The sequence below is a fragment of the Phaeobacter sp. HS011 genome (assembly GCF_018101215.1).
Taxonomy (GTDB): Bacteria; Pseudomonadota; Alphaproteobacteria; order Rhodobacterales; family Rhodobacteraceae; genus Phaeobacter; species Phaeobacter inhibens.
The window spans coordinates 363186-379768 of record NZ_JAGEUF010000002.1 but is presented as its reverse complement, the minus strand read 5'-3'; the positions used below and the strand labels follow the sequence as shown (position 1 = coordinate 379768).

Sequence of the window (16583 nt, the reverse complement as noted above, 5' to 3'; positions counted from 1 at the left end):
CCCCCAAGGGGCGAATTCGTTAGCCGATCACTACGGCTGTTCCGCTGGCGGACACCATCAACATGGACTGGCCCACCACCTCATAATCCAGATCGACGCCAACAACGGCATTGGCGCCTTTGGCGCGGGCGCGGTCTTCCAGCTCTGCCAGCGCGGTTTCGCGCGCGTCCTGCAGCTTGCTTTCATAGGCGCCAGAGCGACCACCGACGATGTCGGTAATGGACGCAAAGACATCGCGCACCACATTGGCGCCCATGATCGCCTCACCCACCACGATGCCCTTGTATTCGGCAATCTGGTAACCTTCGACGTTTGGTGTGGTTGTGATGATCATTTTTTCCAATACTCCAGCACTTTTTGTCCTTGCCGGGAGGTGCCCCCCCAAAGCAACAAGGCCGGTCCTCCAAAAATCGCCAAGCAGACCAGCCCAGCGACAACTCCATTCACGGCAAAGGCCAAGATAACGGTAATCAGGAAAACGAAGAAAAGAGGTGCGGCGATGCGCTGCAAGAACCAGATGAACGCGACAGCACGAACGCCTTCTTTCGCGTTGTATTCAAAGGTCTTAACTTCAGATTCCGCCCTCTCTTCCATGTTCACGGATTACCCTACCGAGCCTTCCAAAGAGATCGCAACCAGCTGCTGCGCTTCCATGGCGAACTCCATCGGCAGCGCCTGCAGCACGTCTTTGCAGAAGCCGTTCACAACCAGGGCCACCGCCTCTTCCTCGTCCATGCCGCGTTGGCGGCAGTAGAACAGCTGGTCGTCATCGACCTTGGAGGTGGTCGCCTCATGCTCCACACGCGAGGAGTTGTTCTTAACCTCAATGTAGGGAACAGTATGCGCCCCGCATTTATCGCCAATCAGCAGGCTATCACACTGGGTGTAGTTGCGGCTGTCCTTGGCTTTGGGGTGCATCGACACCAGACCGCGATAGGTGTTCTGCGCCTTACCAGCCGAGATGCCCTTGGACACGATGCGCGACTTGGTATTCTTGCCGAGGTGGACCATTTTGGTGCCGGTGTCGGCCTGCTGCATGTTATTGGCGATGGCGATTGAGTAGAACTCGCCCTGGCTTTCCTCACCGCGCAGGATGCAGGAGGGGTATTTCCATGTCACGGCAGAGCCGGTTTCCACCTGTGTCCACATCACCTTGGACCGGTCACCCCGGCAGTCGGCGCGTTTGGTCACGAAGTTGTAAATGCCGCCTTTGCCGTTCTCATCGCCCGGATACCAGTTCTGGACGGTGGAATATTTCACCTCGGCGTCTTCTTCGATGATGATCTCCACGACGGCCGCGTGCAGCTGCGCGATATCGCGGGCCGGTGCAGTACAGCCTTCCAAGTAGCTGACATAGCTGCCTTTATCGGCAATGATCAGGGTGCGTTCGAACTGGCCGGTGTTTTCCGCGTTGATGCGGAAATAGGTCGACAGTTCCATCGGGCAGCGCACACCCGGCGGCACATAGACAAAGGAGCCGTCAGAGAATACCGCGGAGTTCAGCGTGGCATAAAAGTTATCGGAGACCGGAACCACGGTGCCGAGGTATTTTTTGACCAGCTCGGGGTGTTCGCGGATCGCTTCGGAGATCGAGCAGAAGATGACGCCTGCCTTTTTCAGCTCGGCCTGGAAGGTGGTGCCGACCGAAACGGAGTCGAACACCGCGTCAACTGCGACCTTGCGGCCTTCGGCAGGCATGTTCTCAGCCCCCTCGACACCTGCAAGAATCATTTGTTCTTTCAGGGGGATACCCAGCTTTTCGTAGGTAGCGAGCAGTTTTGGATCGACCTCATCCAGCGATTTCGGCTTCACCTCCATCGATTTCGGACGGGCATAGTAATACTGGTCCTGAAAATCGATTTCAGGATAGTCGACCATCGCCCAGGTCGGCTCTTCCTTCTGCAGCCAGCGGTCATAGGCCTCAAGCCGCCAGTTCAGCATCCACTCCGGTTCTTCGTTCTTTTCTGAGATCAGCCGCACGATATCGGTGGTCAGGCCCTTAGGCGCGTATTCCATCTCGATATCGGTTTCCCAACCGTACTTATAGGCGCCGCCCACCTCGCGGACCGCATCGACCGTTTCCTGGTCGACGCCTTCTTTTACCTGAACATCATCCAATGCTGTCATGGTCATCTCCTGCACTCACGCCACCCGGGCGCGATGTTTCTTTTGTTTGGCGCACCAGCTTTCGGCAAAGCGCAGCACATCCGTTTCTGTTGTGTCCGGCCCAAGCGAGACGCGTACGGCGCTCTGGGCGGTTAACTCGTCATATCCCATGGCGGTCAGCACAGCGCTGGCGCGCACTTTGCCGCTGGAGCAGGCACTGCCTGCGCTGATCGCAAAACCCGAAAGGTCCATTTGCATGACCTGGGTCTCGCCCTTCCAGCCCGGGGTTGCAAAACAGCTGGTGTTGGGAAGGCGTGATGCCGATGTCCCAACAAAAATAGTATCGGGACTGCCAGCTGCAAGGGCCGCTTCCATTGTGTCGCGCAGCATTGCAACCCGCTCCCATACACCATTGGCCAGCGCCTGTGCCGCGGCCTCGGCAGCGGCCCCGAAGCCGGCGATTCCGACAACATTCTCCGTGCCGGAACGACGGCCCATTTCCTGGCCACCACCTTTGATCTGCGCCGCCAGATCGGTGCCCCGTTTCAGAACAACCGCGCCGATCCCCTTGGGGCCGCCCAGTTTATGCGCCGAGATCAGCGCCATGGTTGCGCCCATCCAGTTGAAGGCTACGGGCAGCTTGCCAAAGGCCTGTGTCGCATCAGTCACCGCCAGCCCCTGCGGTAGCGTTTGGATCACGCCGGTTTCGGAATTGGCCAGCTGCAGGGTGGAGGAAACCGGGTCTGTCACATGGACCTCCCCCTCAGGCGAAACCTGCAAATCTTCGACAGCCCAAGCCCTTACCGCGTCATGTTCAACCGATGCAGCATGAAGATCACGGCCACTCATCGCCAAGGCGGCCCCCTCGGTAGAGCCCGAGGTAAAGACAATATCTGCACCATCCGCCCCAAAGGCCGAGGCGATCTGCGCCCGCGCCTTCTCTACCAGCGCCTTGGCGGCCCGCCCCTCAGCATGTACCGACGACGGGTTTCCGCAAATCTCCATCGCAGAGACCATCGCAGCCTTCGCAGCATAGCAAAGCGGCGTGGTAGCGTTGTGATCAAGATAGACGCGCGACATAGGCAGTGTTGGTCCTTGCTCTTACCCCTCGCCGCCGCTCAGAGCAGGCATGCGATAGTTGATTTCGTCGAAACAGCGCATCAGCACCAGTATAAATTTTCCAAACGTGCGGGTCAGATCAGTCATCCACAACTGAGAACAGCGTCGGAACCGCCGGACAGGGAACCAGATCATTTTCGATCACGTCCGACAGGCGGGTCTGATGCAGGAAAACATACACATGGGCGCTCAGCCCTTCCCACAGACGGTTGGTCAGCGATTGCGCCCGACTTCCTGATAGCCCGCCAGAGGCACCTGCCCCTTTGTGCATGGCGTCAACGGTTTCATCCACCGCACTCAGCACATCGACCACCCGGATGTCCGAGGGCGGATGCGCCAGCCTGTAACCCCCGCCGGGGCCACGCACCGACACAACAAGGCCGCTTCGACGCAGCTTCACAAACAGTTGCTCGAGGTACGGGAGCGAAATATCCTGACGTTTGGAAATATCACCCAACACCACCAGACTGCCCTCCGGCTGCAAGGCGATATCCGCCAAGGCCACCATCGCATACCGCCCTTTGGTCGAAAGTTTCATATTTTCAAATCCTCAGACCCTGACAACACAGCGAAAAGATTGACCTCGAACGCTGCAATGCGTATCTCAGCGGGACGGCAGCGAAACTTGGCCTCTGCCACCAATTAGAACCGTTCTAAGGTGCCCTACGGAATTCGTCAAGTATTCCCGGCGGCATCCCCGAAAATAAGAGTAGGATTCACCCACACATGCCTGAGGTCATTTTTCCCGGACCCGAAGGCCGCCTGGAAGGCCGCTATCACCCGCAAAAAGAAAAAGACGCGCCCATCGCCATCGTGCTGCATCCGCATCCGCAGTTCGGCGGGACGATGAACAACAAGGTCGTCTACAATCTGCATTATGCGTTCTACAACATGGGCTTTACGGTGCTGCGGTTCAATTTCCGCGGCGTTGGCCGGTCGCAGGGCGAATATGATCAAGGTGTGGGCGAATTGTCCGATGCCGCATCGGCGCTGGATTACCTGCAGTCGATGAACAACAACTCCAAGCATTGCTGGGTTGCAGGCTTCTCCTTCGGTGCCTGGATCGGTATGCAGCTGCTGATGCGCCGCCCTGAGATCACCGGCTTCATCTCGGTTGCGCCACCGGCCAATATGTATGATTTCTCGTTTCTAGCGCCCTGCCCGTCTTCCGGTCTGATCATCAACGGGACAGCCGACCGCGTGGCGCCGCCTGCGGATACGGTGAACCTGGTGAACAAACTGCATGAGCAGAAAGGCATCACCGTCACCCATACCGAAGTCGAAGGCGCTGATCATTTCTTCCAGGACCCTCATATGGATCCGATGATCGACAATGTCTCTGATTACGTCAAACGGCGGCTCACCGAAAGCTCCCGCTGATGGGCACGATTGAGACGCTGGCCCAGAAATTGGCCGCCGACACGCTAAAGGTACAGGACGCCACCGGCGAAGAACGCCTTTATATGGAGGTGAGCCAAGTTCTGGGAGCGGCGTCTCAATCCCTTGAGGAAGCTTTCCTCACCGAAATGCGGGTGCGCCTTGCCGAACGCAAGGCGCGCGCTTTCCTCAACAGCAAAATCAGCGCCGCCAAGGCCAAGATCGCATCCAAGGCCCCAGACCATGACTGACACCTCATCGCGGCTTGAAAGCCAGTTCCGTTTCTTGCTGGAGGCGGACAAGTTGCGCCGCGTGGATCGTCAGAACCTGATCCTGGACGGCTCGCGCTGTGAAAATTCCGCCGAACACAGCTGGCATCTGGCTCTTTATGCGCTGGTGTTGGCCCCGTTTGCCCCTGCTGATGTCTCGATTGAACGGGTGGTACAGATGTTGCTGCTGCATGATCTGGTTGAGATCGATGCAGGCGACCATCCGATTGACGGCGATGTGGACTGGGAGGCTGTTGCCAGCGCCGAAGCCGTCGCGGCGACCCGGTTGTTTTCGCTGTTACCAGCAGATCAATCCGCTTTTCTGCACGGTCTGTGGCGCGAGTTTGAAGCGAGCACGACACCGGATGCACAATGGGCCAAGCGCATTGATCACTGTCAGCCAATCTTTCAGACGCTTTATAATGCGGATGTGCCTGCTGCGCATATCGAGGTGGTCCGCGGCAATCTCTATGGCGGGCGCGCCGCCGCGTTGAAAGACGCGTTCCCCGAGGTCTATAGCCATGCGGTCGCAAAGCTTGAGGGGAGCGACCCACAGGATGTGCTGACACCGCCCCTGGCCTTCCTTAATGAGGTCGACGCCCTGAAGACGGTTCTGCGCGCCACCACGCTCGGCGATGGTAGCCGCCACGAGAATTCCGCCGAACACAGCTGGCATATCATGCTCTACGCCTGGGTGCTGGCCCAGCACAGCCATGCGCCAGTGGACATGGCCAAAGTCCTGCAGATGCTGATGCTGCACGACATTGTCGAAATTGATGCAGGCGATGTGCCGATCCACGCAACCCTGTCGGAGGCTGATCACGCTGCCATTGCCGCAAGTGAACAGGCCGCAGCAGAACGGATTTTCGCCCTTCTGCCAGAAGATCAGGGCCAGGCGTTTCGCAGCATCTGGGAGGAGTTCGAAGCCGCCGAGAGCGCCGAAGCGGTCTATGCCAAGGCCATCGATCGCGTGCAGCCCGTCTTGCTGAACCTGATGTCCGGCGGCGGCAGCTGGCGGGAGTACAACGTGACTCTCGCGCAGCTGGAGGCCCGCGTTGGCCAGAAAGTTGCCCGCGGCGCGCCCGCAGTCTGGGACCATGTCCGCGCCACTGTTGCCCCTTGGTTTGCCGAAAACACCAGCGCCTGATCCGGGCGCTGTGTGGGCGGGCTGCGCTCGCAGCTGATCTTCACCGGAGGTCTGATCATGCCACTTCACTATCTTTATCTTGTTCTGGCTGTTGCTGCAGAGACGATCGGCACCACCGCGCTGCAGGCCAGCCAGCAATTCACCCGCCTTGGCCCGTCACTGCTGGTGGTGGTCGGCTATGGGCTGGCCTTTTATCTGATGGCCCTGACGCTGCGCCACATGCCCGTCGGGATCGTCTACGCGATCTGGTCTGGCCTCGGGATCTTCCTCATTGCTATCATTGGCTGGGTCGTCTTTGGCCAACGGCTTGATTTGCCAGCGGTTCTGGGACTGCTATTGATCCTTGCCGGTATTCTGGTGATCCATCTGTTTTCCAACACCGCAGGACATTGATTGCGATCAGTATAGCTTCGCGAATGGCTGACGAAACGCCACACCCCGGGCCGGATCGGCGCCACGCGGGCAAAAAGATGTATTTCCTCTGGTCTTTGGTGGCCTATCACGCTATGCGCGCGTCAACTTCCTTACAAAGGCTGACGTCATGGACCTGCGCAACATTGCGATCATTGCTCACGTGGACCACGGGAAAACCACCCTGGTTGACGAGCTTCTGAAACAATCCGGCGCCTTCCGCGAAAACCAGGCTGTGGCGGAACGCGCCATGGACAGCAACGATCTGGAACGCGAGCGGGGCATCACAATTCTGGCCAAGGCCACTTCGGTGGAGTGGAACGGGACCCGGATCAACATCGTCGATACCCCCGGCCACGCCGATTTCGGCGGCGAGGTCGAGCGGATCCTGTCCATGGTGGACGGTGTTGTCCTGCTGGTGGACGCCGCTGAAGGCCCGATGCCGCAGACCAAATTCGTGACCTCCAAGGCTCTGGCCCTTGGTCTGCGCCCGATCGTGGTCGTGAACAAAGTCGACAAACCTGATGGCGAACCGGACCGCGCGCTGGACCAGTGTTTTGACCTCTTCGCCAACCTCGGCGCGGATGACGACCAGCTGGACTTCCCGACGATGTATGCATCCGGTCGCTCTGGTTGGGCTGATATGGAGCTGGACGGTCCCCGCAAGGATCTTTCGGCCATGTTCCAATTGATCGTTGATCACGTTCCTGCCCCCAAGCAGATCGAGCATAAGAACGAGCCGTTCCGCATGCTGGCAACCACTTTGGGCGCCGACCCCTTCATGGGCCGCATCCTGACCGGCCGTGTTGAATCCGGCACCCTAAAGGCAGGCGACAACCTCAAGGCGCTGAGCCGCGAGGGCGACCTGATCGAGAACTTCCGCTGTACCAAGGTTCTGGCCTTCCGCGGTCTGGGTCAGCAGGCCATCGACGTAGCCGAAGCCGGCGATATCGTCTCCATTGCGGGGATGACCAAGGCCACCGTGGCGGACTCGCTGGTGGATACCTCGGTCAGTGAAGCCCTGCCCGCGCAGCCGATTGATCCGCCCACCATCACCGTAACCTTTGGCATCAATGACAGCCCGCTGGCGGGTCGCGATGGCAAGAAGGTTCAGTCCCGCGTCATTCGGGATCGTCTGATGAAGGAAGCCGAATCCAACGTCGCGATTCAGATCTCCGACACCCCCGGCGGCGAGGCCTTTGAGGTCGCCGGTCGCGGCGAACTCCAGATGGGTGTTCTGATTGAGAACATGCGTCGCGAGGGCTTTGAACTGTCGATCTCCCGTCCGCAGGTTCTGTTCAAAGAAGAAGACGGCGTCCGCATGGAGCCGGTTGAGGAAGCCACCATCGACGTCGATGATGAATATTCCGGCGTTGTCATCGAAAAATTGACCGGTCACCGCAAGGGTGAGCTGGTTGAGATGAAACCCGCAGGCGTTGGCAAGACCCGCATCATTGCGCATGTGCCCTCCCGTGGCCTGATCGGCTATCACGGCGAGTTCCTGACCGACACCCGCGGCACCGGCGTTCTGAACCGTGTGTTCCACGGCTGGACCCCGCACAAAGGCTCCATCCCCGGCCGTCGCGCTGGTGTTCTGATCTCCATGGAGAACGGCACCTCGGTCGCCTACGCCCTGTGGAACCTCGAAGAGCGTGGCAAGATGATGATCGGCGCGCAGGAAGACGTCTATACCGGCATGATCATCGGCGAGCACAGCCGCGATAACGATCTGGAAGTGAACCCGCTGAAGGGCAAGAAGCTGACCAACGTCCGCGCCTCCGGCACCGATGATGCCGTGCGTCTGACCACACCGATGAAGCTCTCTCTGGAAGAGGCGATTGCCTATATCGACGATGATGAGTTGGTGGAGGTGACCCCGAACTCCGTGCGTCTGCGCAAGCGCTACCTCGATCCGCATGAGCGCAAGCGGATGGCCCGCGCCAACGCGTAAGCCCCCTTCGACACTGAGACCATCAAAGGCCGCCCACAAGCAGGGCGGCCTTTTTGCTATCTGTTTACCGCGTGCTACCCTTCGGGAAACAGGGATTTATCCAAGGGAAGACAGCATGCGCAAACTACAGGTTCAGGGCGTTCATCATATCACCTTGACCGGTGCCGACCGGCAGACGTCAATCGATTTCTGGGAGGGCGTGCTGGGCATGCCATTCATTTTCGACCAGCCCAATCTGGATGACCCGGACGAAGGACATCTCTACTTTGATCCCGGCGATGGTCGACTGATCACGGTCTTCACCAATGAGACCCGAACGGCCGAGCGTCGCCGCACGCCGATGGATCCCGGCTGTGTCCACCATCTGGCCTTCAACGTCTCAAAGGCGACATTTGCCCAAGCCGTTGAGCGGCTGGACGACCGCGGCATCGGGCATTCGGGACCAAAGGACCGGGGCTTTATGGATTCGATCTATTTCAAGGACCCGATGGGGCTGCTGATTGAGCTTGCCTGCTATAAATTCGAACCGCCAATGGGATGCTCCCATGCCGATGTGATGATCACCGCACATCGAATTCGGGTCGCCGCCGGAGACTACAATATTCAGGAGAAACACCTGGCCGACGCGATTGAGCAGTTGGTCGAACGTCGGCAACAGACCCTGTCTGAGGACCGCAGCCCCCGGAACCCCTATTGAAACTGCACAGGCATTCTGACAAACGAAAAAGAGCGGCCAACGGCCGCTCTCCTCACATCTTCAACAGGCTGATCAGTGGCTATTCGCTGATCTCAACCACCATCAGCTCCCGCTCAGAGGCGTCGCGCGCATGGCTTAGCGCCTCTTGATATTCGGGGCTGTTGTAGCAATCCACGGCGGCATCTACGCTGGGGAACTTTGCCACCACGTTACGAGGGCGTTCCTTGCCTTCCAACTGGACAAACCGGCCACCACGGGCAATGAATTGCCCTCCATGTTTGGCAACGGCCGGTCCCGCCAGCTCGGCGTATTTGCCGTAGGCCTCGGCATCGGTGACGGTAACATGCGCAATCCAGAGTGCTGGCATCATTTATGCTCCATATAGCTTGTTGTCGATGAAAGAAGTCAATTCGGACAGGGCCTCATTGAAACCGTCAGGCTTTGCTACACCAGCTTGCGCAAAATCGGGGCGACCACCGCCCTTGCACCCGATATATGGCTCAAGAAACTCCAGTACAGATTTCGCTGGTAGTTTGTCGGCTAGATCTTTGGTAACGCCAACAGCGATCCCAGGTTTCAATCCGTCGTCACTCATCAAGATAACGAAACCTGAACCGACTTTTTGTTTTTGTCGATCGACCAAAGCTCGCAGGTCCTTTGCAGAAGTGCCTTCAAGTCTAGCGGCTGAGTAAGAGATCTTTTTGTATTCTTTTGGCGCAAGATCCGCTTCAGCTTTAGCCGCGGACAAATCTGCCCGAATTAACTGTAGCTCGTTCTGCAGCGCCTTGCGTTCATCCATCAGCGCCCTGAGACGGTCCATGACCTCCTCGGGCTGTGCCTTGAGGCTATTGGCGATCTCCGCCATCCGCAGGGCCTCGCGGTCAAGATGGGCAAAGGCCTCGGCGCCTGTCAGTGCCTCGATCCGACGCACCCCGGCAGAGGACGCACTGTCGCTCAGGATCACAAAGGTGCCGATATCCCCGGTCTGGCGCACATGAGTGCCGCCGCACAGCTCGATCGAATAGGTGTTGCCATCCTGGCCCTTGCCGGTGGCGGCTTCCCCCATGGAGACCACGCGCACTTCATCGCCGTATTTTTCACCGAACAGTGCCTGCGCGCCTAGGGCGCGGGCATCATCCGGCGTCATGATCCGGGTTTCAACGACGGTGTTCTGGCGAATAAACCGGTTCACATCAACGGCCACCCGGCGCAGTTCTTCCGCGCTCAGCGCCTTGTTATGGCTGAAGTCGAACCGCAGGCGATCATCCGCATTGAGCGAGCCGCGCTGCGCCACATGATCCCCCAGCGCCTCGCGCAGGGCCTCGTGCAGCAGATGCGTGGCGGAATGGTTCGCACGAATGGCGCCACGGCGGAGGTGATCCACCTCCAACTGGGCTGCGGCGCCTTTGGTGATCATGCCGCTCTCGACCTTGCCAAAGTGAATGAAGACGCCAGCGGCTTTCTTGGTGTCCGTCACCCGAACCACGCCGCCGTCGACACGGATCTCACCACTGTCGCCGACCTGACCACCGGACTCCGCATAGAACGGGGTCTGGTTCAGGACGACCTGCACATCGGTGCCGACACCGGCTTCGGCAACCTGAGCGCCATCAACCACAAGCGCCATGATCTGACCTTCAGCCGCCTCGGTCTCATAGCCAAGGAAATCGGTGGTGCCAGCCTGATCGGCAACATCAAACCAGATGGTGCTGTCCGCCGATTCACCCGACCCTGACCATGCCGCGCGCGCCTTGGCCTTCTGCTCCGCCATAGCGCTGTCAAACCCGTCGGTGTCCACGGTCCGGCCCTTTTCGCGCAAGGCGTCCTGGGTCAGATCCAGCGGGAATCCGAAAGTGTCATAGAGCTTGAACGCCGCAGCACCGGGCAACGGAGCGCCCTCATCCAGACCGGACAATTCGTCGTCCAGCAGCTTCAGGCCACGATCCAGCGTCTGCTTGAACCGGGTCTCTTCCTGATGCAGCGTCTCTTCGATCATCGACTGTGCGCGGCCCAGCTCAGGATAGGCTGCCCCCATCTGCTGCACCAGCGCTGGCACCAAGCGGTGCATCACCGGATCCTTGGCGCCCAGAAGATGCGCATGACGCATCGCGCGGCGCATAATGCGACGCAATACATAGCCGCGCCCGTCGTTCGACGGCATCACACCGTCGGCCATCAGGAAGGATGTCGAACGCAGGTGGTCTGCAATCACCCGGTGGTGGACGTTCTGGTCACCATAGGGATCCACATTGGTCACATCGGCAGAGGCTTCGATCAAGGCCTTGAACAGGTCGGTGTCGTAGTTGTCGTGGCTGCCCTGCAAGAGCGCGCCGATCCGTTCCAGCCCCATGCCGGTATCGATCGACTGCATGTCGAGCGCCTTCATCGTGCCATCTTCGAACTGCTCGTTCTGCATGAAGACGACATTCCAGATCTCGATGAACCGGTCGCCATCTTCATCGGCACTGCCCGGAGGGCCGCCCCAAATGTGATCGCCGTGATCATAGAAAATCTCGGTGCAGGGGCCACAGGGGCCGGTCGGCCCCATCTGCCAGAAATTGTCGGAAGTATCGATGCGAATGATCCGGTCTTCGGGCACGCCGACCTTCTTCCAAATCTCAAACGCCTCGTCATCGGTGTGATAAACCGTGGTCAGAAGGCGGCTCTTGTCGATGCCGAATTCCTTGGTGATCAGCTCCCAGGCAAAGGGGATCGCCTCTTCCTTGAAGTAATCGCCAAAGGAAAAATTCCCCAGCATTTCAAAGAACGTATGGTGACGCGCGGTATAGCCGACATTGTCGAGGTCGTTGTGTTTACCGCCTGCCCGCACACATTTCTGCGAGGTCGTCGCGCGTTTGTAGTCGCGGGTTTCTACCCCGGTAAAGCAGTTCTTGAACTGAACCATGCCCGAGTTGGCGAACATCAGGGTCGGATCATTGCGCGGCACCAGCGGGCTGGAGGACACAATCTCATGCCCCTGCTTGGCAAAGTAGTTCAGAAAGGTTGAGCGGATATCATTGAGCGTCGGCATAATCGGATCTCTCGGCTGGCTGTCTCAGCGGTTCGGGAAGATGTATCCGCCCCCAGAGAGCCTGTCCAGCGCTGCGGTGCGGAAAGCCAACATGAAAAAGGGCGCGGAGAGGTCCGCGCCCTGATTTGATCAGATTTTCCCAGCATTATCTGTGCTATGAACGGGTATATCGCGTCTTGGCACATAACAGGGCCACCTGCGCCCTCATTGTCAGGCTTCTAGGATATCGTCGTCCGCGCCTTCCGGTCGGTCAAACTCAAGCCCATGAGCCGCGCGGATCTTATCCTCGATATCATAGGCGATATGGGAGTTTTCACGCAGATAGGTTTTGGCGTTTTCACGCCCCTGCCCAATGCGCTCATCCCCGTAGGAGAACCAGGCACCGGATTTTGCCACAACACCTGCGGCAACACCCAGATCCAGCAGTTCGCCCATCTTGGAGATGCCTTCACCATACATGATGTCGAATTCCACCTGTTTGAACGGTGGGGCCACTTTGTTCTTCACGACCTTCACGCGGGTTGCGTTACCGACGACCTCATCCCGGTCCTTGATCGCGCCGATACGGCGGATATCCAGGCGGACCGAGGAATAGAATTTTAGCGCGTTACCACCAGTTGTGGTTTCGGGCGAGCCGAACATAACGCCAATCTTCATCCGGATCTGGTTGATGAAGATCACCATGCAGTTGGAACGGCTGATGGAGCCGGTCAGTTTGCGCATGGCCTGGCTCATCAGGCGGGCCTGCACGCCGACGCTGCTGTCGCCCATGTCCCCTTCCAGCTCCGACTTGGGTGTCAGCGCCGCAACAGAGTCCACGATCACCATGTTCACCGCCCCGGAGCGCACCAGTGTATCGGTGATTTCCAGCGCCTGCTCACCGGTATCGGGCTGCGAAATCAGCAGCTCGTCCAGATCGACACCCAGCTTGGCCGCATACTGCGGGTCCAGCGCGTGCTCCGCATCCACAAAGGCGCAAACGCCGCCTTTCTTCTGCTGCTCTGCAATACAATGCAGGGTCAGCGTTGTCTTGCCCGAACTTTCAGGGCCATAGATTTCGACGATACGCCCCATCGGCAAGCCACCGATACCCAGTGCGATATCCAGCCCCAGCGACCCGGTCGAGGAGGCCTCGATCTCATTCAGGGGGTTTCCGTCGCCGAGCTTCATAATGGAGCCCTTGCCGAACTGCCGCTCAATCTGCGCCAAGGCGCTATCAAGCGCCTTTTGTTTATCGCCGCTCTTCTTGTTGTCTTTCATGGTCAAAAGATCCGCCATAGTCCCTTGTCCCTTTCTATGTGTCACACCCGCGAGCGGGCGGCAATCACTGCTTTGTTCGCCTCTTGTTCTATATGAGATCAAAAGGAGAACATTGCAATGAAAATCTGACGTGGCCACTCCTGCCCCGATCTGGTGGCCAAGAGGGTTAAGAGAGTGTTATCCAAGGAAGACCCTTCGTCTTAGCCGCGGATTTTTCACGCTATGCTGATCTTTTTCAAGGAACGACTGGCGCTGCTGAGCGTGCCAAAAACCGGCACCACGGCCTATCAGGCGGCGCTGAGCGCCCGCGCCGATATGGTATTTGCCAACCCGCCACAGCTGAAACACGCCCCTGTATACCGCTACAACCGCTGGATTCGCCCAATGTTGGCCAAGGTTTGCAACGCAGAAATGGAGCTGGTCGCTGTCATGCGCGAACCGGTCAGTTGGCTGGGCAGCTGGTACCGGTTCCGGCAGCGCGACGATCTGCGCGGCCATGCTAACAGCACGCTGGGGGTCAGTTTTGACGATTTTCTGCGGGATGCCTGCAAGGGGAAGCCGCCGCCCCATGCCGATGTCGGCAGCCAGGCCAAATTTCTGGAAGCCCAGCCCAATGGCTGCGCCGTCAGTCATTTATTCCGCTATGAGGACCCAAACGCGCTTCACGGGTTCCTCAAGGAGCGTCTCCAGACCGAAATCGACCTGCCCCGCCTCAATGTCAGCCCGCAGGCTGATCTGGCTCCCAGCAGTGCTGCGCTGGAGGTTGTCAGACGCAAGCGAGCGGATGAGTTCGCACTCTATGCAGGCCTGAGCTGACGCCAGCACACTCGCTACCGGCCGGACTACGGGCACAACCGTACCAGGGTCCGAACGCCGCCTGTTAATGCAGCTGTTCGTGAACAGTTTCTGTCAGCTGGTTGAGCGAGAAGGGTTTGGGCAGGAAGACCGAATTCGGAACCGATGGCTCGGCCTCGCCAAAGGCCCCCTCGGCATAGCCAGAGACAAAGACCACGCGGGTATCCGGACGCGTCTTCAGCGCCTCACGCACCCAGCTGGGCCCATCCATACCCGGCATCACCACATCAGTGACGAACACATCGACTGTCAGACCCGGATCCTCCAGAGTGCGCAGCGCGTCTTCGGCAGATTCCGCCTCAAGCACCGTATAGCCCCGCATCCGCAGCGCACGGGACGCAAAGGCCCGTACGGGCGCTTCATCCTCCACAAGGAGGACAACCCCTTCGCCATGCTGAGCGGCAACCGGCTTTGCGGTTGCATCGACGGTGATCGCGGCAGCGGCTTCTGCCTCCACCTGCGTGTTCACAGGGAAGAACAGAGTGAACTGGGTGCCCTGATCCTTGATCGAGTCGACAAAGATATAGCCACCCGTCTGTTTGATGATGCCATAGGCTGTCGAAAGACCAAGCCCGGTCCCCTCACCCGTCCGTTTGGTGGTGTAGAAAGGTTCAAACACTTTTTGCAGCTTATCCGGGGATATACCGACGCCTTCATCGGAAACCTTGACGGTGACCCAGTCGCCAGCAGGTACAACCGCGCGGTTGCGTTCCAGCGGTTGATCCAGCACCACGGCCTCGGTCTCGATACGGATCTCACCGCCCTGCGGCATCGCATCGCGCGCGTTCACGACCAGATTCATCAACACCTGTTCCAGCTGACGTTTGTCCGCCCGGATGGACCGCATGACCGGATCATGGCTCAGCGTCAGCGTTACCTTCTCACCGACCAGTCGGTTTAACAGATGGGTAAGATCAGACAGGGTGTCGCGCACATCAAGCACTTCAGGCTGCAAAGTCTGCTTACGCGAGAATGCCAGCAGCTGGCTTACAAGAGCCGCCGCGCGATTGGCGTTTTCATGGATCTGGATCAGGTCGCCAAAATCCTGATCGCCCTGATCATGGCGCAACAGCAGCAGATCGCAATGCCCCGAAATGGCCGTCAGCAGGTTGTTGAAATCATGCGCCACACCACCAGCCAACTGGCCAATCGCCTGCATCTTCTGGCTCTGGACGAATTGCGCCTCCAGCGTTTTAAGCTCAGTCGCATCGTTCAGCACAGCGATGAGTACGGTTTCCCCTTCCTCAATAACCCGCGTAAGGGTCACCTGCACAAAGACTTCCTTGTCACGACGTGTCAGGCGCAGAAACTCGGATTTATGCGAGGCCTGCCCGTCAGCAGTGTCGCGCAGCCAGTCCGACATCGGGCGGCCCAGGCCATCCATCAACTGGCCGATATTCAGATTGCCGCAGGAGCTGATGCCAAGCAGATGCATCCCCAGCTTATTCGCCGAGAGCAGTGTTCCTTTGGGGTCCACCTTAACAAACGGTACCGGCAGGCTCTCGAGAGAGGCCTGACCGACCGAGGTTTCGTTGTCAGCCAGTTGCAGGAAATACAGTTCGCTGCGTCCCTGACTGCGGTTCTTCTCGCAGACCAGAACCTCAATCAACCCGCTTTTGGTGCTCATGGTGTTGATCTGTCCGGACAGCACCGGCAAGGATGTGAAAAGACGATCGGTGGACTTCACCCGTTCGCCAATCAGACTGCGGGCCGCCTCGTTCATGAACAAAACCGCCCCGGTCCGACCGACCGTCAGCATCGGAATCGGCACCGCATCGGCGCCACGGCTGGTGGTGGGACGATCCGTGATCTCCTCCACCCGCCAAAGAAAGCTACCGCCCTGCATCTGATGGACGGCCAGCCGCACATGGCCGCGGCGCGTCACGATATCTTCGCGCGCGGCCCCGTCAACACGGGCGCGGCTTTGCAGGCGGAACAGAACCGCAGAGGGATTGGCGAGGATTGATCGCAACGTGCCCGCAAGCGTTTCGGTATCGGCATCCGCAAAGCGTTTCAGCGCCGCCCCGTTGGAGGCGTGGATCATCCCGTCATCATCGCAGACGAAGGTCGCGGTCGCATCTTTGTCGATGAACCCCGTGAGCAGAGCAGCCGCCATTGACCGGGCTCGCAGCCGGGTACGCGCCTGCACCAGCATCATCAACGCCACGGCAATCAGCGTCAGGCCAACAGCCACAAGCCCGCGCGTGATCCACTCCGGCGTCTGAAACAGCCAGGGCGCGGTGATAACCATGCCCGACAAAAGCAAAACCGCCGCCAGGCGAGCATGTTCCGGCGTGTAGACGCGCAACTGTGGAACGGGTGAAGCATGGCGACCGTTCATTGCGGCTCCCTCGATGAAT

The 16583-nt window shown here is 58.9% G+C and carries 16 protein-coding genes; 7 read left to right on the top strand and 9 right to left on the bottom strand.

Features of this window, described 5'->3' with window-relative positions:
* Window positions 1-19: 19 nt before the first annotated feature.
* From J4721_RS05290 to J4721_RS05270, 5 genes are all read right to left on the bottom strand, one after another.
* Window positions 20-334, bottom strand: coding sequence for a heavy metal-binding domain-containing protein (locus tag J4721_RS05290; RefSeq protein ID WP_014874650.1), 315 nt, complete (start codon window positions 332-334; stop codon window positions 20-22).
* Window positions 331-600: a hypothetical protein gene (locus J4721_RS05285; RefSeq protein ID WP_211002231.1), complete on the bottom strand. Its 270-nt coding sequence runs from the start codon at window positions 598-600 to the stop codon at window positions 331-333. Before J4721_RS05285 ends, J4721_RS05290 begins: the two co-directional genes overlap by 4 nt.
* A gap of 3 nt (window positions 601-603) precedes the next feature.
* The gene (sufB, locus tag J4721_RS05280) at window positions 604-2127 is read right to left on the bottom strand and encodes a Fe-S cluster assembly protein SufB (protein WP_014874649.1); all 1524 of its coding nucleotides are present in this window, start codon (window positions 2125-2127) and stop codon (window positions 604-606) included.
* A 15-nt stretch (window positions 2128-2142) separates the two neighbouring features.
* On the bottom strand, window positions 2143-3186 hold the full coding sequence (locus tag J4721_RS05275) for a cysteine desulfurase family protein (RefSeq protein WP_014874648.1): 1044 nt from the start codon (window positions 3184-3186) through the stop codon (window positions 2143-2145).
* A 118-nt stretch (window positions 3187-3304) separates the two neighbouring features.
* A complete protein-coding gene (locus J4721_RS05270; RefSeq protein WP_014874647.1) occupies window positions 3305-3763 on the bottom strand; it encodes an Rrf2 family transcriptional regulator in 459 nt (152 codons plus the stop codon).
* Window positions 3764-3951: 188 nt separating this feature from the next.
* Here J4721_RS05270 and J4721_RS05265 point away from each other — a divergent pair, with 188 nt between their 5' ends.
* The 6 genes from J4721_RS05265 (at window position 3952) to J4721_RS05240 (ending at window position 9077) form a co-directional block, all read left to right on the top strand.
* Window positions 3952-4605: an alpha/beta hydrolase gene (locus tag J4721_RS05265; RefSeq protein WP_014874646.1), complete on the top strand. Its 654-nt coding sequence runs from the start codon at window positions 3952-3954 to the stop codon at window positions 4603-4605.
* On the top strand, window positions 4605-4853 hold the full coding sequence (locus tag J4721_RS05260; protein ID WP_076615216.1) for a hypothetical protein: 249 nt from the start codon (window positions 4605-4607) through the stop codon (window positions 4851-4853). The genes J4721_RS05265 and J4721_RS05260 overlap by 1 nt, the downstream gene beginning before the upstream one ends.
* Entirely contained in the window at window positions 4846-6018 is a 1173-nt protein-coding gene (locus J4721_RS05255) for an HD family hydrolase (protein ID WP_211002230.1), read from the top strand. The genes J4721_RS05260 and J4721_RS05255 overlap by 8 nt, the downstream gene beginning before the upstream one ends.
* A gap of 57 nt (window positions 6019-6075) precedes the next feature.
* On the top strand, window positions 6076-6411 hold the full coding sequence (locus J4721_RS05250) for a multidrug efflux SMR transporter (RefSeq protein ID WP_014874643.1): 336 nt from the start codon (window positions 6076-6078) through the stop codon (window positions 6409-6411).
* A gap of 148 nt (window positions 6412-6559) precedes the next feature.
* Window positions 6560-8380 (top strand): translational GTPase TypA, encoded by a 1821-nt coding sequence (typA, locus tag J4721_RS05245; RefSeq protein WP_014874642.1) that lies wholly within the window; start codon window positions 6560-6562, stop codon window positions 8378-8380.
* 115 nt (window positions 8381-8495) lie between these two features.
* Window positions 8496-9077, top strand: coding sequence for a VOC family protein (locus tag J4721_RS05240; RefSeq protein ID WP_211002229.1), 582 nt, complete (start codon window positions 8496-8498; stop codon window positions 9075-9077).
* Between the two features lie 79 nt (window positions 9078-9156).
* Here the strand turns inward: J4721_RS05240 and J4721_RS05235 are convergent, their stop codons facing one another.
* The 3 genes from J4721_RS05235 to recA form a co-directional block, all read right to left on the bottom strand.
* On the bottom strand, window positions 9157-9444 hold the full coding sequence (locus J4721_RS05235; protein ID WP_014874640.1) for a DUF1330 domain-containing protein: 288 nt from the start codon (window positions 9442-9444) through the stop codon (window positions 9157-9159).
* 3 nt (window positions 9445-9447) lie between these two features.
* On the bottom strand, window positions 9448-12108 hold the full coding sequence (gene alaS, locus J4721_RS05230; protein ID WP_247655872.1) for an alanine--tRNA ligase: 2661 nt from the start codon (window positions 12106-12108) through the stop codon (window positions 9448-9450).
* A 210-nt stretch (window positions 12109-12318) separates the two neighbouring features.
* Complete coding sequence (recA, locus tag J4721_RS05225; RefSeq protein WP_102874321.1) at window positions 12319-13386, bottom strand: recombinase RecA; 1068 nt, start codon at window positions 13384-13386, stop codon at window positions 12319-12321.
* 204 nt (window positions 13387-13590) lie between these two features.
* Between recA and J4721_RS05220 the strand changes: the two genes are divergently transcribed.
* Window positions 13591-14184 carry a hypothetical protein gene (locus J4721_RS05220; RefSeq protein ID WP_027247334.1) on the top strand — a complete coding sequence of 198 codons (594 nt, stop codon included), beginning with the start codon at window positions 13591-13593 and terminating at the stop codon, window positions 14182-14184.
* A gap of 64 nt (window positions 14185-14248) precedes the next feature.
* On the opposite strand, the gene J4721_RS05215 is transcribed toward J4721_RS05220, so the two are convergent.
* The gene (locus J4721_RS05215) at window positions 14249-16564 is read right to left on the bottom strand and encodes an ATP-binding protein (RefSeq protein ID WP_014874636.1); all 2316 of its coding nucleotides are present in this window, start codon (window positions 16562-16564) and stop codon (window positions 14249-14251) included.
* Window positions 16565-16583 lie beyond the last annotated feature (19 nt).